We start from the raw sequence: 19,758 nt of genomic DNA, 5'->3' as shown, positions 1-19,758 counted from the left end.
ATATTCCATATATTTGTTTCGTATTGACAAACGGGAAAATGGACATTATTATTATCATATTTTTAATCTTATTGAATGGCGTTTTTGCTATGTATGAAATGGCTCTTATCTCTGCAAGAAAGAGTAGCTTAAATAATGACATACGCCATGGCAGTAAGGCTGCACAGGTAGCACTTAATCTAGTAAACCAACCTGAAAAATTTCTCTCTACAATACAGATAGGCATAACACTTATTGGAATACTTACCGGTATCTATTCGGGCGATGTCCTTGCAGACGATTTAAGCACATGGCTTATCCAAAATGGCTTTCCTGAAACATATTCACATACGGTGGCACAGGTATCAATAATTATTATTGTCACCTATCTCTCTATAATCTTCGGAGAGCTTGTTCCCAAAAGAATTGGGATGGCTCTATCTACCAAGATGGCTAAATGGCTTGCCAGGCCGATGAATATACTATCAATAATAACAACACCATTCGTATGGTTACTGGCAAAGAGCACCTCTGTAATATTCAACCTGTTTGATATAAACCAAGCTTCAGAGAAGGTGACTGAAGAGGAGATAAAAACAATGATTGACCAAGGAACGGAGAGTGGTGAGGTACAAGAGGTGGAACAGGATATTGTAGACAGAGTTTTTTCTCTTGGCGATAGAAGTATCAATACCATTATGACTTACAGGAGCGATGTAGTATTCCTCGATGTAAATATGGGTGGAGAAGAGATTTACGATGTTGTATGTAAGAATCTCTACCAGGTATACCCTGTGACAGAAGGGAATTCATTGGACAACATATTAGGTGTAGTCTACCTTAAAGACCTGTTTGGTAAACTTGATGCAAAAAAACCATTCGACATAAGAACGTATATCAGAAAAGCAGTATATTTTCATGAGAGTACAGATGTTTACAAGGTTCTTGAACATATAAAGAAGAGCCATGTAAAGTATGGGTTGATTTGCGATGAGTTTGGCTGCATGCAAGGTATCATTACAATAAAGGATATACTTGAGGCTCTTGTAGGATCACTTCCCGGAGAACATGAGGAGCCTGATATAATGCAAAGGAAAGATGGCACGTGGCTTATTGATGGACAATGTCCTTTCTATGATTTTCTTAAATACTTTGATTTGGAAGATATATACTCAGAATACAGCTATAATACCCTAAGCGGACTTGTACTCCATGAGATGACGCATATCCCTAAGACAGGAGAATCGATTGAGTGGAATAAGTTCAATCTGGAAGTTGTAGATATGGATGGCGCAAGAATAGACAAGATATTAGTAACCATTATTGATAAATAAGATGTTAGCAAGAGACTATATTATGAGATTGCTCAATGACTTCAATGAAAATCTAGAGCTACTGCTTAGCAGAAAGAAAAAAGAGGATGACCCTGAACTTGAAGTAGCACTACAGAGTCTATATAACACCTACTTCAATCACCTTCCTAAATATTACTACAATGAAGATGGAGAAAATATCTTAAACGATTTAATGAATAAGTATGAGGGTACAGAAATCCTTACAAGAATAGAGATGCTGGCTGAACTATTATATCAAGATGCTTTATGTAAGCAATCGGAAGAACAAAAAAATCTTTTGTCAAAATCATTATATCTTCTTGAGTACTTGGATAAGAATAGTGGTACTTTCTCTATCCAAAGGAGAGACAGAATAGACGAGATAAAGAAGAGAGTTAGTTTTTGAAACAATATTACTGATAAATCATAAAAAAACTTGGTTTTTTATGCACTTCTTTATTATAAAATAAAAACTATTCATATATTTGCTTACATATTGACAAGATATAAACTAAATATAAAATGGAAAAAATTGACAATCTTGACAGACAGATTCTTGAAATTATTTCACAAAATGCCCGCATACCTTTTAAAGATGTAGCTGCTGACTGTGGAGTTTCTCGCGCTGCAATACATCAAAGAGTTCAGCGCCTAATTGATATGGACGTCATCATAGGCTCAGGTTATCATGTTAACCCAAAAAGCCTTGGATATCGTACCTGTACTTACGTAGGAATCAAACTTGAGAAAGGTTCTATGTACAAATCAGTAGTAGAGGAACTAATGAAAATTCCAGAGATTGTGGAATGTCACTTCACTACAGGAGCTTACACTATGCTTACAAAGCTATATTCAAAAGACAATGAGCATCTTATGGATATATTGAATTCTAAGATTCAGGAAATACCAGGTGTATCGGCAACTGAGACTATGATTTCTTTGGAACAAAGCATTAAGAAAGAGATTCCTATCAAATACGAAAAATAATGGATCTGCTTAACGACCTGAACCTAAGCGGAATAATTATCGGCATTGGTACGTTTCTAATTATAGGACTTTTTCATCCTATAGTCATAAAGGCCGAATATTATTTTGGAACAAGGTGCTGGTGGGTTTTCCTTATTGCCGGGATTATTGGTGTAATCCTCTCAATAACAATAAGCAATATACTGATCTCTTCGTTTCTTGGTGTTTTTGCGTTCTCATCATTCTGGACAATAAAAGAGGTATTTGAACAAAGAGAAAGGGTAAAGAAAGGGTGGTTCCCGATGAACCCAAAACGTAAAGATGAATATTAATTCTAAACGCTTTAAATATTGCTCAGGCAGGTACTAAAAGTACCTGCCTGATTTTTTTATTCTCAAGGATTATACTCTTGAAGTATAGTCTTACCTTTAAGAACAGAGAGAGCATTATATGCAAGTGAGTCCATCTCATTTTCTCCAGGCATAACCTCAACCTTAGCAAGGTAATCTATCTGTTCTTTAAGATTTGCAATACAATAATTGCAATAAGCTATTCCTCCAGTAAGGATTATACAGTCTACATCACCTTTAAGTGCTACATACATTCCTCCAATCTGTTTTGCAACATTATATATCATTGAATTCAGAATAGTATTATAAGGCTCCTCACCTCTTTGTGCTTTCTCTGCTATTGTTGCTACATCATTTGTACCAAGGTGTGCTGTCAACCCTCCTTTGCCATTCAATAGTTTCTTTATTGCTTTTAATGTGTATTTTCCACTAAAACAGAGCTCTGCAAGCTGATCAGCCGGAATTGTTCCTGCTCTCTCAGGGCTGAACGGTCCATCTCCGTTAAGTGCATTGTTTACATCAATAACCTTCCCACGGCGATGCGCGCCTACTGATATCCCTCCTCCCATATGCGCAACAATAAGATTGATATCTTCGTATCTTTTCCCAATAAATTCCGCATATTTTCTTGATAGAGCCTTACTATTCAGAGCGTGAAATATGGATATTCTATTTATCTCAGGTATCCCAGTAAGCCTTGCCTCAGGAATCAGTTCATCTACCACTTCCGGATCAGCAATATAAGCAGGGCAGTTACATCTCTTGCTCATGTCATCAGCAATCAGGGCACCTAGATTGCAGGCATGGTCCATCTCAGCATGTATCAAATCGTGCTTAATCTTATCATTGATTTGATAAACACCTCCTGGAGTAGGCCTCAGGAGACCTCCCCTAGCAATAATTGCATCAAATTTTAGAGGGATTCCACACATATCTAACTTATTATAAACAAAATCCAATCTATATTTAAACTGCTCCACAGCGTGATGAAACTGTTCTAATTCGTGCACAGGATGATGTGCACCTGCTTCCCATATCTGCTTATCATCTTCATAGATAGCTAGTTTTGTCGAAGTAGATCCTGGGTTGATAACAAATATTCTCATAATTATTTACTTTAACCGGCAATACAAGCCAATACAAGACTGTAGTATTTAGAATTTCCTGAGTCGGCACGCGAAGGCACAACAACAGGAGCTATTGTTCCTGTTAGCATTCCTGCCATATTAGCATCTCCAAACAGAGATATAGATTTATAAAATGTATTTCCTGATTCTATATTTGGAAAAATAAGGAGATCGGCATGGCCTACTACAGGAGAGTTTATCCCTTTAAGTTTACCACTATGTGAATCACATGCAGTCTTTACATCCATAGGACCATCAAGATTTATTGACCCATAATCGCCATTTGCTGCACGCTCCTTAAGTATTACATAGTCAATCGTATGAGGGAACTTCGGGTTTACCTTCTCGCTACTGTTTATCAAAGCAATACTTGGATTAGCAATACCTAACTTATGACATACCTCAATATCATATTTTAGGATAGAGTCGAACTGCTCAAGAGTAGGCTTTGGAATGACAGCAGCATCTGAAAAGAGCAAAAGCTTGTTGTAGAGAGGTATCTGAGCGAGTGTAACATGACTAAGTACACTTCCTTTAGAGAGAAGTCCATTCTCCTTATCAAGAACGGCTCGCAACAGATTATCTGTATTGATTAGCCCTTTCATAAGAATATCGGCATAGCCATGTTTAACAAGCGATACTGCCTGAGGTGCCGCGTTTTCAATTGAAGCGACCTTAAAAACTTTAACGCTCTCGGGGAAAGCATCCTGAATATATAGTGATTTCTGCACATTTGCCGCATCGGCAACAAGCAGGAATTCAGCAATGCCCTCATGCAATGCACGTGAAATAACATATTCTGTATGAGGATCATTAGGACAGGCAACAGCTACCCTCTTGCGAATCTTTTGAGAGAGCAGTTTTCTTGTCAATCCGGCAAAATCATGTAAAGGTTCCATGCACATTAGATTTTTAACAAATATGAAAAATAAATCTGAAATATTACATATCTTTGTTATGTTTCTACTATTAATTTAACTTATGGAAAGACTTCAAACATTTGACATTTCTAAAGTTTATGATGATATACATAAATTACCACCTAGCCTTAAAAAAAACCCGGTAATCGGATTGACAGGAAATTACAAAAACAGTGAGTGTTCTCTAGCTGAAGGCTATTTTACCTCCATTTTGAAAGCAGGTGGCACTCCATTCATTATACCTCCTTTTGAAAACATTGACAGTTTGATAAGTGTAGTAAACTCTATTGATGGTCTAATTCTTACAGGAGGAGGTGATATAAATCCTCTCCTACTAGATGAAGAACCAGTAAAAGAATTACACAGCATCAACCATAAAAGAGATAAAAGTGAGCTCATTATTACAAAACTAGCTGCCGACAGACAAATACCGATTCTTGGCATATGCCGTGGAATACAGATTATGAATGCAGCTTTTGATGGAACGCTTTATCAAGATATACATACCCAGATGGATGGTACTCGCATAAAGCATGATCAGGATCTTGACAGGGGTTATGCCTCACACACCGTATCTCTGAAAGAGGAGTCTCTACTCTCTAAAATATTCAAGACTGACAGATTAGCTGTAAACTCATTCCATCACCAGGCTGTAAAGGAACCCGCTAAAGGTTTCCAAGTATCAGCCATAGCTAGCGATGGAGTGATAGAGGCAATGGAATCCACTGAATATAAATCTATGATAGGTGTTCAGTGGCATCCCGAATGTTTCATCATGGAAGGTGATGAATCTATGATGCCGCTATTCCAGTGGCTTGTTGGCGAAAGCAGTTCTTACAAAGAGGCTAGAGAACTTCATAAAAATATATTATCGCTAGATTCACACTGCGATACTCCAATGTTTTTCGACCAAGGGATAAATTTTGCTTCAAGAGATCCTAAGATCCTTGTTGATTTGCATAAGATGGATGAAGGGGCACTCGACTCTACAATAATGGTAGCATATCTGAAACAATTGGGATGTGATGATGAATCTCTGCTAGCCGCTACAAATAAGGCGGATAATATACTAAACCAGATTGAGGATATGGTCGCCGAGAACTGCACTTTTGTAAATATAGCTTATACACCGGATGATCTGTACAGACTGAAAGCCGAAAGGAAAAAGGCAATAATGATGGTATAGAGAACGGATATGCAATAGGGAAAGATTTATCTAATGTAGAGCGCTTCCGTAAACGCGGAGTTGTATATATGACTCTATGCCACAATGGAAACAATCTTATATGCGGCTCTGCTAAGGGTAATGATGAGAATATGGGTGTAACAGAGTTCGGAAATAAGGTTATAAAGGAGATGAATCGCGTGGGGATGATGGTAGATATCTCACATGCTGGTGAAAAGACATTCTACGATGCAATTGATATAAGCAGTATGCCTATTGTTGCATCACACTCATCATCCAAGGCATTATGTAACCATCCACGTAATCTTACTGATGATCAGCTCAGACAACTGGCAAAACATGGAGGGGTAGCTCAGGTAACTCTCTATCACGGTTTTCTTAGAGAACAGGGAGAAGCATCTATCATCGATGCCATTTATCACCTGAACCATATGGTAAATATTATGGGAATTGACCATGTAGGAATAGGAACCGATTTCGATGGTGACGGTGGAGTGGCTGGATGTGCATCAGCAAGCGAGCTAATAAACTTTACCCGACGTCTCCTTTTAGAGAGATACTCAAAAGAGGATATTACTAAAATATGGGGCGAAAATTTCCTAAGAGTAATGAGACAGGTTCAAAATATATAACAACAAAACAATCTAAATGATTCTGTATGATAGATATGCCGAAATATACTTTCCATTCATTGAATAAAAAAGAGATTTACTAAACAATATTACTATCTTGGCGTTTTTATTATATTCAATTATTAATAGAACACAAACATAATCATCATTAAATTAATCAGTAACTCACTTTTTAAATCTTTTTCAAATTAGAATAGAATGAAAAAAAATAGGATATCTAAATTTACTCCTATTCATCTTCATATCAACATGCCTTATGTCATGTAAAAGTAATAATGAAGAAATAGGATCCGGTGTATCAGGACAAAGTTGGTTGAATAAAGAACCTCTTGAGATAACAACGACAACACCATTGCAGGTAGTTTTCAATGCAGCGAACAGCTGGGGTGCATCAAGTAATTCAAGTTGGTGCAAGATAACGCCAACTACAGGAGATAGAGGACAAAACATTATTAAACTAACTGCTACATCCACTACAGATAAAGATAGAACTGCCATTATAAGCATAAGTGTAAAAGGATACTCTGATGTAAGTTTCAGTGTGATACAAAAAGCTCTTGATCCAAGTCTTACAACAGAGGATATGGAGGTCAACAAAGCTGTATACGACTATCTTAGCGAAATGTACCTATGGAATGATGAATATAAGACATTATCTCTAGACAATACAAAGGACTACCAATCATTCTTTTCAGATGCGTTGTTAAGTATGAATACTAATACGTTGGACAAAAAACTAGAATCTGACGGTAAATATTATATCTTCTCATATATTGAGAAATTGAATACTATAAACAGTGTAAGCTCTACAGGATCTCGCGCTACAAAGTATATAGATAAGGAACTTGCATATAGCTTTGGTTTTACAGGAATCACTCCTATACGTGTAGCAACAGAGACTGGTGATTATGTATATTTTAGCATTGAAGGTATATATCCTGACTCTCCCGCCTCTAATGCAGGACTAAAAAGAGGGACATTGATTAATAAAATAGACGGAACAGATATCAGTGTTTCAAATTGGTATACTCAATACACTAAATTAATGGGCCCTGCCAATGTCATCTCAGTGAATGTTACAAGCGATGGAAAAGAGGTTGGCCTAACATCAAAGGCTATGTATTGCAACCCTATATTGCTTAGCAAAGTACTACCAGAAGGTACCCATAAGATTGGTTATCTAGTATACTCTTCATTTGATGCAGGTTTTGACGAAGAACTATTCAATGTCTTTAAAGATTTCAATAGCCAGAAAATTACAGACCTTATCCTTGACTTAAGATACAATGGAGGTGGACATACTATTTCGGCAAATATGATAGCGACTTGCGTAGCAGGAAATTATGCTAAAGACAAAGTATTTACCAAATACAGATATAATGCTGAGAGAATGAAAGTGTTAAACGGCATTATGGATGAGGACTTATTTGCAACATCAACATACTCAAATTTAGGAGTATCCCTATCTGATGGTTTTCTTGGACTGAAGAAAATATACTGCATTGTAGGCAATAATACAGCTTCATCAAGTGAACTTGTTATCAACTCATTAAGAGGTATTGACATTGACGTAGTACTAATAGGTGAGAAGACAGTTGGAAAGAATGTGGGAATGGAATACACTGAGAAAACTATAAGAAACAACAAATACAGAATAGTACCTATAACATTCCAGAGCTATAATGCAAAAGGATTTGGTGACTATCAAGGTGGATTTGAGCCTATAACTAGTCTGATTATTGATGAAACAAACCCACTCAATCAAACTAATGTATTCTATAACTATAGAGATTTCGGCACAAATAATGAACCTCTTTACGCAAAAGCCGTAGAACTGATAACAGGAGTAAAACTCTCGGTAACATCACGTAGCTATCAACCAACTTTATTGAGGGGAAGGACTATTAGTGTAAGTGCTAAACATCGCTTAGGATTTGATGGAATGCTGAAAAAAGCTAAAGAGTAAATGCCATTATAAGGAATATCTAATATACATTCCAATTTCGATAATAGTATAAGTTTAACCATAAATTAGGCAATTAACTTTTTATCATAGATTCAAAGTTTAAGTCTTAAGAGACTTCACAATAAATATACCCTCTAAAGCCTTATAATGGCTTTAGAGGGCTATTTTTTACATATACTTTATGCGCAAATCTTACTATTTATTTACTAAAATAGTGTATGGATCTTTTTTTATGATTTTTGTCTCTTTCGGGAGGCTTTTAGGCAATAGTTTACTTGGAAGAATAATCAAGCCTTTAGGAGTGTACTCTTCCAAAGGTCTTTGTAGGATGATTACCTCATCATTGAGATATACATCCATATCTTGAGCATTCTTCATTTTGTAAACATAGGTTTTATCACTTAGTGAGTATTGTTTTCTCACTCTCTTCACATCTTGACATATTTCTCCGTAACCTATATAATTATTTAAATACTTAACATTCCACCCTAGAAGGAAGATTGATATATATATTCCCATAAAAATTGTAGCTATTGCACAAATAACTCTTTTTCTGAAGAGAAGTATGACTGTTATTATGCCAAATAAAGTCAATGATATTGCTGCTGGAAAAGTAAGGTCAAATCTGAAATCATTATTATTACTATTAATTAAGTTGATATCAGCAAATAAAGCCAATACAAGCGCTATTGCAGGAATAATCAGAGAAGCAATTATAATCTTGTAATTTTTAACTCTAGATAGCCATAGAACTGACATATAAATCCAAAAAGGGAATAATGGCAACATATATATATCCAACTTTGAGCTTATTAATGAGAGCAACAGGAAAGAAGTCCCAATAATGCACATAAAAAATTTCTCCAGACCGATTCTTTCGACCTTACTACAAATCCCTGCAATAAATGTAACAACAATCAATATTGACCAAGGAGCAAGTGAATACCAGAAACTGATAAGATAATAGTAAAAAGGATTATCGTGATGGAACGAGTTTACTGCACGTCCTAAAGTCTGATGAAAAAGTTGATTATACAAAAATTCTTTTCCACCTTCCATGTATGTATTTGCAAACCATAAAGATAATAAAGTCAGCAATATAACCCAGGTAGTAACTCCCCAATATCTCTTTATATGATATGCTTTTTTACTCACTAAAAGATATGTAATAGTAGATATTAAAGGTATAAGCAAACCTATCGGACCTTTCGTAAATATTGCCATAAAGACACAAATAGGGAAAAGCCAACTATAAATTCTCTTATTATTTTCCTCTTCCTCCATACTAAAGAAGATACGCAAAGCAAGTATTATAAACATAGCCATAAGCATATCCATCCTTATTACAACAGCGGAGCCTATGAACATTGCTGTGCTAAATAGCATCATCAATGCAGCAACCCTTATAGAGAAAGAGATGTGAGGCGCAATCCATCTATCCATGACAAAAGCGATAATAAAAGCAGGTAGAAGAGAAAATAGTGATAGAAAGGGAATGCTATGATGTCCAAGTAACACTTTCCCCAACATTACTATCCAAAGAAATAGAGGTGGCTTATCTGCATAAGGCTCTCCTTGATTAGTAAAGAAAAAAAAAATGATTATTTCTAATGGCTTCGTCAGCGATGCTGAGATAACGTAACTCATTTGCCGGAGTAAAATCTCTCTCCAAAAGTATTGGGAAAATAGCCACAAACACAAAAATGAATATCAAAAAGATAGCAATCTTCGTAATTAGTGATCTAGATATTGGAAAACCGTATTCTTTCATATATGTGATAACAGAAAAATAAAACTCTTGTTATGAATCTTATAAAGATGGGGGAAATAATTTCTAATTTTTAATCATGCAAATATACTACACTTGATTCATTTTCTTAAATTTGTGATTTAAGAAATACAATAGCGAGGAATTATTATGGTTTTATCTGATGAGATGGTTGATTTTGTTTCTATTCATAAGGATGATGATGTAAACAAACTTGCTCTGCAAGGTTCAAGATATCCTGATATAGATATACAGATGGCTGCCAGGCAGATATCAGCAAGGCAGATTGCTGCAAAAAAAATTCCTCTGTGGAACGAAAACAGTAAGGTTGTATTTCCTCCTCACCTATCAATGGAACAATGTTCTTCGCAACAGACGGCTCTATACAAGGCCTCCATTTTCTCTGGAGAATCATTCGTTGATCTGACTTCCGGTTTAGGCGTAGATCTCTTCTTTATATCACGGAATTTTAAGTTTGCAGATTATGTAGAACGACAAGAGCTTTTGTGTGATATTGCAGCCAACAACATGAAGATATTGGGAGCAGATAATGTTGAGATACATAATACTGATGCAATAGAATTTCTTAAGCAGATGCCTCATGTAGACCTTATAATGATTGATCCGGCACGTCGTAGCAGAAGTGGTGGAAAGACAGTGATGATTTCTGACTGTGAACCCGACATAATTGGAATAGAAGAGCTTTTGGTAGATAAGGGTGATAAGGTGATGGTCAAACTTTCACCTATGCTGGATATAACAATTGCATTAAAAGAGCTAAAACATATAACCTCTATTCATGTTGTATCAGTAAATAATGAGTGCAAAGAGCTACTACTGATTCTTGAAAGAAATTCTGCTAATAAATCTGTAGAGATAAACTGCGTGAACATATCCAACAAAACCGATAAGTTCTCTTTTACAATGGAAAGTGAATCATCTGCCACATCTATTATAGCCGAAAAAATGGGAGCATACCTATACGAGCCCAATGCTTCTATTATGAAGGGAGGCGGATATAAAACTTTAACCAAGAAATTCGAAGTGAAGAAACTATCTGTCAATACTCACCTCTATACTTCTGATGAATTAGTGGATAGTTTTCCTGGAAGAAAGTTCAAGATTGAAGGAATTTCAAGCTTCTCTGGAAAGGAAGTTAAGGCACTTTTGAAAGGCATTGATAAAGCCAACCTTACTATCAGGAATTTCCCCTCCTCGGTGAATGACTTACGAAAGAAACTAAAACTTAAAGAGGGAGGAGATATGTACCTGTTTGCTACAACTATTTGGGACAACAGCAAGGTACTTATTAAATGCTCAAAGACGTAATCTCTTAGTTAATTGAATACTATAATAACGATAGAATTAAAATTAAAAGGAAAGAGTCCGGTACAATACCGAACTCTATACTCTTGAGATCTTTATTAATCAGTCCAACTTTTTGGAGTCAAATCAAATATCAGGCTAATCTTTTTATTTAATATGTTGGATTTTAGATAATCCATTTAGTTAATTCATAGCTATACTCTGTATAGAGTAAGTTATTTTACCTCCTGTTTTGTCTTGAATGCCAGTGCATACATCCTCATCTGTTTTATCATAGCCAATAAACCGTTGCTACGAGTAGGAGAAAGATGCTCTTTCAGACCTATCTTCTCAATAAAATGAAGATCACTATCAAGAATCTCTTGTGGAGTATGTCCGGAAAGAACTTTTATTAGTAAAGTAACAATACCTTTAACTATCAACGCATCACTCTCAGCCTGAAAAATAATTTTTCCATCAACAAGATCAGCCTGAAGCCATACACGGCTCTGGCATCCGTCAATAAGATTCTGATCATTCTTATATTGTGCGTCCAAAGGTTCCTGTTCATTTCCCAAGTCAATAAGTAGCTGGTACTTATCCATCCAATCATCGAAGTCGCTGAATTCATCAATCACCTCTTCCTGAAGTTCATCTATCGTTTTCATATCTATATTACTTTTCATTATATATTACCTCCATAACAGTCTGACCTACTGCTTTCAATGTATTCTTATCAATATTCTCCATGGTGTCATTAACAGTATGCCATGTATTAACAAAACTTCCATTTCCCTTATCATAGTTGATAATATCTACACAAGGTATACTTGCATACTTATTTACATATACATGATCGTCAGTGACCTCTTGTCCACTCTCCTTTATAAAGTATGCTCCGAAACCGGCTTGATGAGCCATGTCCCATATTTTTTTCATAGCACTATTTGCTGTACTTGCAGAGTAAGTTTCGTAATAGAAAGTCGCATCCTTGCCTCCTACCATATCAAGAAGTATGCCATATCTTGCATTGTATCCTTCTACATGCTGTCCTCGTCCCCAATATTGTGAACCTAGGCACCATGAATCTTCCTTATATGGACCCTTATAGAACTGAGGAGTTCCATAGTCCTCGGAATCAAACATAATCAGATCTATTCCTATTTCCGGTTCTTTGATTGAGATTTGTCTGGCAATTTCCAAGATGACCCCTACTCCACTAGCACCATCGTCAACACCTAAAATAGCTTTTCTATGATTTTTTTCATCTGGGTCATTATCTGCATAGGGACGACTATCCCAATGAGCAGCAATAAGCACTCTTTTTTTGCTTTCAGGTTTATATGCTCCGATTATATTTCTTGATTTGAGTATTGTTCCGTCGTATGCAATCAGATCTGCATTCTGATTATAGACTTTTGCTCCAAACTTCTCAAGTTGAGAGGCAATATAGTCCCCACACTTTCTATGAGCCTCAGTATTTGGCACACGTGGACCGAAATCGGCCTGTTCTTTTATATATTGGTATGCACTGTCGGCATTGAACTCCGGAGCTTTAATTAACATAGCCTTTTCTTCATTCTGGGCCTCTTTGCCTTTGCTGCTTCCACAAGATATTACTCCGAAAAGAGTAAGCATCAACATAGGCAAAGCAATAATTTTATCTATTTTATTCATAATGCTTATTGAATTTGAATAGCAAAATTACATTTTAGTTTTCAATAAACAGTTACAGCATATATTTTTTTGACTTTTATAATATAAAGAGCTCTTTAATTACAATTCTCTAAATTTTAAAGCTCAATTTTAATGATTCTTAAATGAATCACGATAAACTGTTCAACCGATCATGATTCATTGGTCAACTGATCATGATCGATTCATAAACCGATCACGACAGATTTTATTACACTAACCGATGAACCAGATTGTTATTTCATCTAGACTCAATGCTTTTGAATTTTAGCGGCTCACTTCGTAACATTTGAGATTTAACAGGTCAATACCAAAACAACCTAAAATATCCGCTGACCCCAAATTCTTGAACCACTGTACACATAGCAGTATAAAAAGAAAAACGCTAACTGCGTTATTATATTGCAATTAGCATTTATTCTTTGTGGACCAGCCTGGGCTTGAACCAGGGACCTCCAGATTATGAGTCTGTTGCTCTAACCAACTGAGCTACAAGTCCGAAAAAGAGTTTCTCTTTCTCTTAGCGGTGCAAAGGTAATAGATAACTTCGAATTCTGCAATAGCTCAATCCATTTTTTTTCCTTTTTATAGCTGAAAAAATTAATAAACTGAATTGCTCTATATAGGCTTTTATGTACTAAATATATCTATTTCAAAGATATAAATTGATGAATAATGAATTGCCACATTGCTCTGTTTTCACCCAAATAATTACATAAAAGAACTAAAAATGAGATTTTACTGATTTTAATATACTATTTTTGCATTGATTATATATTACAAATAAATAAGTATGAAAACAGAGCAAGATTCTACTATCAAAGGATTGAACAATGAAGAAGTAATAAGAAGCAGAGAAAAGTATGGATACAATGTCCTTACTCCTCCTAAGCGTCCATCAATGTGGCTGTTATATCTTGAAAAATTCAGAGACCCAGTTATTCAGGTTTTACTTGTTGCAGCCCTCTTTTCGCTTGTAATATCAGTAATTGAGCAGGAATATGCCGAGACCATAGGTATTTTCTTCGCAATATTTTTGGCAACAGGTATAGGTTTTTACTTCGAGTATGATGCAAACAAAAAGTTTGATCTGCTTAATGCACTTGGAGAAGAAACTCCTGTTACAGTAATCAGAGATGAAAGTATACATGAAATTCCACGTAAAGATGTGGTAGTCGGTGATATAGTTGTACTAAACACAGGTGAAGAGATCCCAGCAGACGGCATACTGATAGATGCAGTATCATTACAGGTAAACGAGTCAACACTTACGGGTGAACTTATGGTTAATAAGACTATCAATGAAGAGCTATTCGATGAGGAGGCCACATACTCTAGCAACTCAGTAATGCGAGGCACTACAATAACTGATGGTCATGGTGTAATGAGAGTGGAGAGCATTGGAGATAAGACTGAGATAGGAAAAGTAGCTCGTCAGGCAACTGAGATAAGTGAGGAAGAGACCCCACTTAACAAACAGTTGAAGAAGTTGGCTAACCTCATTGGTAAGGTAGGATTCACTATTGCCGCATTGACATTCATTCTCTTTACCGGAAAAGATTTATATCACTACTTTGCTGAAAACAGCACTACAGACTGGCTTATAGTAACACAGATTGTGTTGAAATACTTTATGATGGCCGTAACACTTATAGTTGTGGCTGTTCCAGAAGGATTACCTATGAGTGTTACATTAAGTCTTGCACTGAACATGCGCCGCATGTTGAAAACAAACAATCTTGTACGCAAAATGCATGCTTGTGAGACCATGGGGGCTATAACAGTTATCTGTACAGATAAGACAGGAACACTTACTCAGAACCTTATGCAGGTATACGAGGCTGACATAAAGAAGGAGAAAGAAGAGATGCTTCCTGAGGCAATCAGTGTAAACAGTACCGCATTCCTTGAGATTAAAGATGAAAGTGAAAAACCTTACGGAGTGGGTAATCCAACAGAGATTGCTCTTCTACTATGGTTAAACGGAAAAGGTGTCAACTACCTGCCTATTAGAGAGAGCGTGAAGGTTATAGACCAACTCACCTTCTCAACCGAGAGGAAATATATGGCAACTTTGGTAAACTCTCCTACCCTTAAAGATAGAGTGATATACATGAAGGGTGCTCCTGAGATTGTAATGAGCAAATGCAACCTATCAAAAGAGGAAATTGACCAATATAATGCAAAACTTCTTGCATATCAGAATAAAGCAATGCGTACTCTAGCCCTTGCTTACAAGGTAGTGACAGATAACGCTAAAGAGAAATGCGAAGATATCGTAAATGATGGCGATCTTAATTTAATAGGTATTTTTGCTATAAGTGACCCTATCAGAGAAGATGTACCTCAAGCTGTTGATAGATGTCAATCAGCGGGAATAAAGATTAAGATTGTAACAGGCGATACTCCAGCCACAGCTACTGAAATAGCAAGGCAGATAGGTCTTTGGACAGATAGCGACACAGAGCGTAACCGTATTACTGGGGTTGATTTCGCAGCTCTATCTGATGAAGAAGCATTAGACAGTGTTTTGGATATAAAGGTGATGAGCCGCGCACGTCCTATGGATAAACAGAGGTTGGTACAACTTCTTCAGAAGAGAGGTGCTGTTGTTGCCGTTACAGGTGATGGTACAAATGATGCCCCTGCTCTTAATCATGCTCAGGTTGGGCTATCAATGGGAACTGGTACTTCTGTTGCAAAAGAGGCAAGTGATATAACACTTCTCGACGACTCTTTCAATAGTATCGCTACTGCCGTGATGTGGGGACGTTCACTATATAAGAATATCCAGAGATTTATTGTGTTCCAGCTAACCATCAACCTCGTTGCATTAAGTAGTGTACTACTTGGAGCTATCTTTGGAACTGAGCTACCACTAACCGTGACTCAGATGTTATGGGTGAACCTAATAATGGACACATTTGCAGCAATGGCACTTGCATCTATTCCACCTAGCATGGATGTTATGAAAGAGAAACCAAGAAAAGCTTCCGATTTCATTATTACACCTTCAATGCTAAAGAATATAGTTGGTGTAGGAGTTGCTTTCTTAGCATTATTAATGGGCTTCATTATATATATGAATAATATGCCAACTGATGCATTACCTATGGCACTTACGCAGTTCTTTACACTATTTGTGATGCTTCAGTTCTGGAATATGTTCAATGCCAGCGTATTTGGGACTAACCACTCTGTATTTAAAGATGGACGTCATGCAGCCGGTATGCTTCTTGTTGCAGCCATTATTCTTGTTGGACAAATCATTATTGTTGAGTTCGGCGGAAAAGTATTTAGAACAGAGGCAATGAACATCTCTTCATGGATAACAATCATTGCATCATCTTCTCTTGTTCTTTGGATAGGTGAATTAATTAGATTTATAAATAGAAAAAGAGAGAAATTAGCTTAAAAAGCTTAAGATGAAGGTTATAGGTGATGAATTGTTAAATGGTATAGAACCTTGTGCTGCTACGATTGGTTTTTTTGATGGAGTGCATAAAGGACATCAGTTCCTTATTTCACAACTCAAAAAAGTAGCACAAGAGAGAGGAGTTGTAAGTGCAATAATTACATTTCCTGTACATCCAAGAAAAGTATTAAATGACGAATATCAACCTCAATCTATATCAACTAAAGAAGAGAAGATAAAACTCATAGAAAAGAGCGGGGTTGATTACTGTATTCTACTTCCTTTTACCAGAGATATAGCAAGCCTTTCAGCTTTTGACTTCATGAAACTGCTGAAAGAGAAATATATGGTAACTGCCCTTATTATTGGGTATGACCATCGTTTCGGGCATAACCGTCTTGAAGGTTTCGAGGAGTACTGCAAATATGGTAAAGAGATAGGCATAGAGGTTATTCAGGCTACTGAACTTGACAACGAAGAGTTTGCTGTGAGTTCTTCTGCTATAAGGAAGTTACTTATAAGCTCGGACATTGCTAAAGCAAACAGCCTATTAGGATACAGATACTCTATCAGTGGTAAAGTTATAGACGGCTATAAAATAGGAAGAAAGTTAGGATATCCTACGGCCAATATATCATTGCTGGATGATGATAAGATTCTTCCAGGTAAAGGAGTTTATGCTGTATATGTTTACACTGACGGAACTAAGAGAGGTGGAATGCTCAATATAGGCACACGACCTACTCTAGATAATGGTGAACACAAGAGTATTGAGGTTAATATCTTCAACTTCAGTGGAGATCTTTATAGCAAAATAATAGAGATTGAGTTTATTGAGTTCATGCGTAAAGAGGAGAAGTTCGACTCTATGGAGGAACTTATCCAACAGATTGATAAAGATAAAGAAGAAGCTTTGCAAATATTGAAAGATAACATATAAATCATGGCAAGAGTAATTAAACTGCTATTATATTATTTTGCATCACAGCTGTGTGCTACCAGTCTTGCTTTAGCTGGATATGCCGGTTGGCATTATATTAAATCCGGAACTTTACTGGTTGAATGGGGTCTACCATTTAGTTTGTCATTGGCAGCCAACATAGCTTCGATAGCTTTCATGGTATGGATTTTGCTTAGAAATAAGTATCTGATAATCGACAAAGAGGCTATTAATCCGGGGAAGCCTACAAACATTCTGTTATATTCTGCTATAGGAATTACTGCTATGATCTGGCTGAACTTCATTAGCGATATTATGGATCTCCCCGATTGGTTCAAATCGACATTCTCGATGATGCAAGAGGATATTGTTGGCGTAATCACCATGTCGATAATAGCACCTATATTTGAAGAGATGTTATTCCGAGGAGCAATAGAAAGGCATCTTCTCAATAAATGGAAAAATCCTAGACATGCTATATTCGTATCAGCTCTATTATTCGGAATAGTTCACCTTAACCCGGCACAGATGCTATTCGCTTTCTTATTCGGACTTATACTTGGCGACATTTACTTCCGTACTAGAAGCCTTACAGCTGTAATAATACTGCATTTCATAAATAATACCATTTCTGTTATTATTATGTTTCTATTCCCTGAATATGATAAACTCACAGACTTGCTTGGATTTAACACCATGGCATGCTTGTCTTTGATATCATTTATTGCATTTATTTTCCTTATGAAAATATTCATGAATAGATTTTCTAATAAGGCAATAACAGATTAAGTATATATTATATCCCCTAATAAACTGTTTTCAAAAGCTATATATTACTCTTAAAAACGGCTAAAGCATAAAATATTTATCGAAAAACGATAAATATTTTATGCTTTTTATTTTTCATATTAAAAATAGCTTTACATTTGCATATCGATAAACGATATATTTTTATTAAGAAGACTAAAAAGTAAAACAAAAACTAATTAATTATTATGAAAGCAGTAATCTTTATCCCAATTGTAACAGCTCTTATAACTATAGTTATGATAGCATGTTCAAAGACAGCAAATGCCAGTAATGTAAATAGCAATAAAGTAGTAATAGAAAGACCATTATAATGGAATCCTATAACTACACTATGCAATCAACTTACTGATACAAACATGAAACAAATCAGATTCTTAGGTATTCTTGCAATATTGGCATTCATTCTCGAATTTGTATTCTCCTTCCAAAGTGCTTTCAGTGATTTTGAAGAGGGACTGAAAGATGGCATGCAAAGGACGGAAATGGAGAAAAAAGATAGACCAAGCTATATGGTTAAAGTCAATATAACCCCAAAGGATATAAAAAATAAAGATGCTTATATTGATAGTTATAACAGAAACGTTACAAACACAATATCACAAGTTAGAACATATATAAAGCCATCATTAGCATCAGATCTGATTAATGTTCCCGTGGTTATATCATTATTGGCTTCCATATATGGATTTTATCTTCTTATTCGAGCATTTATCTCAATATCAAAGCGAGATGTCTTTACAAAGAAAAACGTATGGCATATAAGGTTTTCATGTTACTCTTCTATAATATGGAATTTAACAATCTTCGTACAACAGTTGATGATAGAGAGAGATGCATTAAATCAGGTTATTATTCCCGGATACAACATAACAGGTATATCTACATATGAATTCAGTTGGACATACATGGCAATTTTTGTCCTTTTAACCGAGATTTTTGCAGTAAGTGTGAAAATTAAAGAGGAGCAAGATCTAACTATTTAAAGATTGATGCAGTGAACCTAATAGTGTAAATATATCCTAACTATGTTTATACAAATGACCTAACTAATGAAAATTTATTAACGAACTACTAATTAAATAAAAATGCCTATAATAGTTAATCTAGACGTAATGATGGCTAAAAGAAAGATATCTTTAGGAGATCTAGCAGAAAAGATAGAGCTTACTCCAGCAAACTTATCTATTTTAAAAACAGGAAAGGCTAAGGCTATACGCTTCTCGACTTTGGAGGCAATATGTAATGCTTTAAATTGCCAACCTGGTGATATACTAGAATACAGAGATAAGGAAGAGATAGAATAATGATTTTTAAACTCAAAAAAATAGAACCTTTTTATACAAATATCATTTAAAACGCAATATA

At 35.8% G+C, this 19,758-nt stretch carries 17 protein-coding genes, 1 tRNA gene and 1 pseudogene; 13 read left to right on the top strand and 6 right to left on the bottom strand.

Annotated features, from left to right (window positions below):
* Positions 1 to 38: 38 nt before the first annotated feature.
* The 4 genes from JCM15092_RS00830 to JCM15092_RS00815 all read left to right on the top strand — a co-directional run bounded on the left by JCM15092_RS00830 (position 39) and on the right by JCM15092_RS00815 (position 2,611).
* Positions 39 to 1,313 carry a hemolysin family protein gene (locus JCM15092_RS00830; RefSeq protein ID WP_024992996.1) on the top strand — a complete coding sequence of 425 codons (1,275 nt, stop codon included), beginning with the start codon at positions 39 to 41 and terminating at the stop codon, positions 1,311 to 1,313.
* 1 nt (position 1,314) lies between these two features.
* Positions 1,315 to 1,719: a hypothetical protein gene (locus JCM15092_RS00825; protein WP_084488387.1), complete on the top strand. Its 405-nt coding sequence runs from the start codon at positions 1,315 to 1,317 to the stop codon at positions 1,717 to 1,719.
* Positions 1,720 to 1,835: 116 nt separating this feature from the next.
* Complete coding sequence (locus tag JCM15092_RS00820; RefSeq protein ID WP_024992994.1) at positions 1,836 to 2,300, top strand: Lrp/AsnC family transcriptional regulator; 465 nt, start codon at positions 1,836 to 1,838, stop codon at positions 2,298 to 2,300.
* The gene (locus tag JCM15092_RS00815; protein ID WP_024992993.1) at positions 2,300 to 2,611 is read left to right on the top strand and encodes a DUF4491 family protein; all 312 of its coding nucleotides are present in this window, start codon (positions 2,300 to 2,302) and stop codon (positions 2,609 to 2,611) included. Before JCM15092_RS00820 ends, JCM15092_RS00815 begins: the two co-directional genes overlap by 1 nt.
* A gap of 62 nt (positions 2,612 to 2,673) precedes the next feature.
* On the opposite strand, the gene buk is transcribed toward JCM15092_RS00815, so the two are convergent.
* Positions 2,674 to 3,735 carry a butyrate kinase gene (gene buk, locus JCM15092_RS00810; RefSeq protein WP_024992992.1) on the bottom strand — a complete coding sequence of 354 codons (1,062 nt, stop codon included), beginning with the start codon at positions 3,733 to 3,735 and terminating at the stop codon, positions 2,674 to 2,676.
* 11 nt (positions 3,736 to 3,746) lie between these two features.
* Positions 3,747 to 4,655, bottom strand: coding sequence for a phosphate acyltransferase (locus JCM15092_RS00805; protein WP_024992991.1), 909 nt, complete (start codon positions 4,653 to 4,655; stop codon positions 3,747 to 3,749).
* An 82-nt stretch (positions 4,656 to 4,737) separates the two neighbouring features.
* Between JCM15092_RS00805 and JCM15092_RS14500 the strand changes: the two are divergent.
* Both JCM15092_RS14500 and JCM15092_RS00795 read left to right on the top strand, forming a co-directional pair.
* Positions 4,738 to 6,494: pseudogene (locus JCM15092_RS14500) on the top strand (membrane dipeptidase).
* A gap of 256 nt (positions 6,495 to 6,750) precedes the next feature.
* Positions 6,751 to 8,460: a S41 family peptidase gene (locus JCM15092_RS00795; RefSeq protein WP_024992990.1), complete on the top strand. Its 1,710-nt coding sequence runs from the start codon at positions 6,751 to 6,753 to the stop codon at positions 8,458 to 8,460.
* A 195-nt stretch (positions 8,461 to 8,655) separates the two neighbouring features.
* Here JCM15092_RS00795 and JCM15092_RS14495 read toward each other — a convergent pair whose 3' ends face one another.
* Positions 8,656 to 10,107, bottom strand: a complete 1,452-nt coding sequence (locus tag JCM15092_RS14495) for an ArnT family glycosyltransferase (RefSeq protein WP_148296578.1) — start codon at positions 10,105 to 10,107, stop codon at positions 8,656 to 8,658.
* A gap of 271 nt (positions 10,108 to 10,378) precedes the next feature.
* Here JCM15092_RS14495 and JCM15092_RS14490 point away from each other — a divergent pair, with 271 nt between their 5' ends.
* A complete protein-coding gene (locus JCM15092_RS14490) occupies positions 10,379 to 11,557 on the top strand; it encodes a THUMP-like domain-containing protein (RefSeq protein ID WP_034541381.1) in 1,179 nt (392 codons plus the stop codon).
* Positions 11,558 to 11,769: 212 nt separating this feature from the next.
* Here the strand turns inward: JCM15092_RS14490 and JCM15092_RS00780 are convergent, their stop codons facing one another.
* From JCM15092_RS00780 to JCM15092_RS00770, 3 genes are all read right to left on the bottom strand, one after another.
* Entirely contained in the window at positions 11,770 to 12,201 is a 432-nt protein-coding gene (locus JCM15092_RS00780) for a SufE family protein (protein WP_024992989.1), read from the bottom strand.
* 7 nt (positions 12,202 to 12,208) lie between these two features.
* Positions 12,209 to 13,210, bottom strand: a complete 1,002-nt coding sequence (locus tag JCM15092_RS00775) for a M20 family metallopeptidase (protein WP_024992988.1) — start codon at positions 13,208 to 13,210, stop codon at positions 12,209 to 12,211.
* Between the two features lie 443 nt (positions 13,211 to 13,653).
* Positions 13,654 to 13,727, bottom strand: a tRNA-Ile gene (locus JCM15092_RS00770).
* Positions 13,728 to 14,021: 294 nt separating this feature from the next.
* Here JCM15092_RS00770 and JCM15092_RS00765 point away from each other — a divergent pair.
* The 6 genes from JCM15092_RS00765 to JCM15092_RS00740 all read left to right on the top strand — a co-directional run bounded on the left by JCM15092_RS00765 (position 14,022) and on the right by JCM15092_RS00740 (position 19,697).
* On the top strand, positions 14,022 to 16,643 hold the full coding sequence (locus JCM15092_RS00765) for a calcium-translocating P-type ATPase, PMCA-type (protein WP_034541379.1): 2,622 nt from the start codon (positions 14,022 to 14,024) through the stop codon (positions 16,641 to 16,643).
* 10 nt (positions 16,644 to 16,653) lie between these two features.
* Entirely contained in the window at positions 16,654 to 17,583 is a 930-nt protein-coding gene (locus tag JCM15092_RS00760; RefSeq protein WP_024992986.1) for a bifunctional riboflavin kinase/FAD synthetase, read from the top strand.
* 3 nt (positions 17,584 to 17,586) lie between these two features.
* Positions 17,587 to 18,372, top strand: coding sequence for a CPBP family intramembrane glutamic endopeptidase (locus JCM15092_RS00755; protein ID WP_024992985.1), 786 nt, complete (start codon positions 17,587 to 17,589; stop codon positions 18,370 to 18,372).
* A gap of 206 nt (positions 18,373 to 18,578) precedes the next feature.
* Positions 18,579 to 18,704, top strand: coding sequence for a hypothetical protein (locus JCM15092_RS17780; RefSeq protein WP_262501357.1), 126 nt, complete (start codon positions 18,579 to 18,581; stop codon positions 18,702 to 18,704).
* 45 nt (positions 18,705 to 18,749) lie between these two features.
* Positions 18,750 to 19,376 (top strand): DUF2975 domain-containing protein, encoded by a 627-nt coding sequence (locus JCM15092_RS16405; RefSeq protein ID WP_024992984.1) that lies wholly within the window; start codon positions 18,750 to 18,752, stop codon positions 19,374 to 19,376.
* A 102-nt stretch (positions 19,377 to 19,478) separates the two neighbouring features.
* Positions 19,479 to 19,697, top strand: a complete 219-nt coding sequence (locus tag JCM15092_RS00740; RefSeq protein WP_024992983.1) for a helix-turn-helix domain-containing protein — start codon at positions 19,479 to 19,481, stop codon at positions 19,695 to 19,697.
* Positions 19,698 to 19,758 lie beyond the last annotated feature (61 nt).

Source organism: Phocaeicola paurosaccharolyticus JCM 15092, from assembly GCF_000613805.1.
Lineage (GTDB): Bacteria > Bacteroidota > Bacteroidia > Bacteroidales > Bacteroidaceae > Phocaeicola > Phocaeicola paurosaccharolyticus.
Note: the sequence above shows the minus strand (reverse complement) of the source record. Positions and strands in the feature narration are given on the sequence as shown.

Excerpts from the sequence above, each read along its gene's own strand:
- JCM15092_RS00775 (WP_024992988.1), bottom strand. The coding sequence starts at position 13,210 with ATGAATAAAATAGATAAAATTATTGCTTTGCCTATGTTGATGCTTACT.
- JCM15092_RS00780 (WP_024992989.1), bottom strand. The coding sequence starts at position 12,201 with ATGAAAACGATAGATGAACTTCAGGAAGAGGTGATTGATGAATTCAGC.
- JCM15092_RS00805 (WP_024992991.1), bottom strand. The coding sequence starts at position 4,655 with ATGGAACCTTTACATGATTTTGCCGGATTGACAAGAAAACTGCTCTCT.
- JCM15092_RS00740 (WP_024992983.1), top strand. The coding sequence starts at position 19,479 with ATGCCTATAATAGTTAATCTAGACGTAATGATGGCTAAAAGAAAGATA.
- JCM15092_RS00820 (WP_024992994.1), top strand. The coding sequence starts at position 1,836 with ATGGAAAAAATTGACAATCTTGACAGACAGATTCTTGAAATTATTTCA.
- JCM15092_RS00755 (WP_024992985.1), top strand. The coding sequence starts at position 17,587 with ATGGCAAGAGTAATTAAACTGCTATTATATTATTTTGCATCACAGCTG.
- JCM15092_RS00825 (WP_084488387.1), top strand. The coding sequence starts at position 1,315 with ATGTTAGCAAGAGACTATATTATGAGATTGCTCAATGACTTCAATGAA.
- JCM15092_RS00830 (WP_024992996.1), top strand. The coding sequence starts at position 39 with ATGGACATTATTATTATCATATTTTTAATCTTATTGAATGGCGTTTTT.
- JCM15092_RS00815 (WP_024992993.1), top strand. The coding sequence starts at position 2,300 with ATGGATCTGCTTAACGACCTGAACCTAAGCGGAATAATTATCGGCATT.
- JCM15092_RS00795 (WP_024992990.1), top strand. The coding sequence starts at position 6,751 with ATGTCATGTAAAAGTAATAATGAAGAAATAGGATCCGGTGTATCAGGA.
- buk (WP_024992992.1), bottom strand. The coding sequence starts at position 3,735 with ATGAGAATATTTGTTATCAACCCAGGATCTACTTCGACAAAACTAGCT.
- JCM15092_RS16405 (WP_024992984.1), top strand. The coding sequence starts at position 18,750 with ATGAAACAAATCAGATTCTTAGGTATTCTTGCAATATTGGCATTCATT.
- JCM15092_RS00765 (WP_034541379.1), top strand. The coding sequence starts at position 14,022 with ATGAAAACAGAGCAAGATTCTACTATCAAAGGATTGAACAATGAAGAA.
- JCM15092_RS17780 (WP_262501357.1), top strand. The coding sequence starts at position 18,579 with ATGAAAGCAGTAATCTTTATCCCAATTGTAACAGCTCTTATAACTATA.
- JCM15092_RS14490 (WP_034541381.1), top strand. The coding sequence starts at position 10,379 with ATGGTTTTATCTGATGAGATGGTTGATTTTGTTTCTATTCATAAGGAT.
- JCM15092_RS14495 (WP_148296578.1), bottom strand. The coding sequence starts at position 10,107 with ATGAGTTACGTTATCTCAGCATCGCTGACGAAGCCATTAGAAATAATC.
- JCM15092_RS00760 (WP_024992986.1), top strand. The coding sequence starts at position 16,654 with ATGAAGGTTATAGGTGATGAATTGTTAAATGGTATAGAACCTTGTGCT.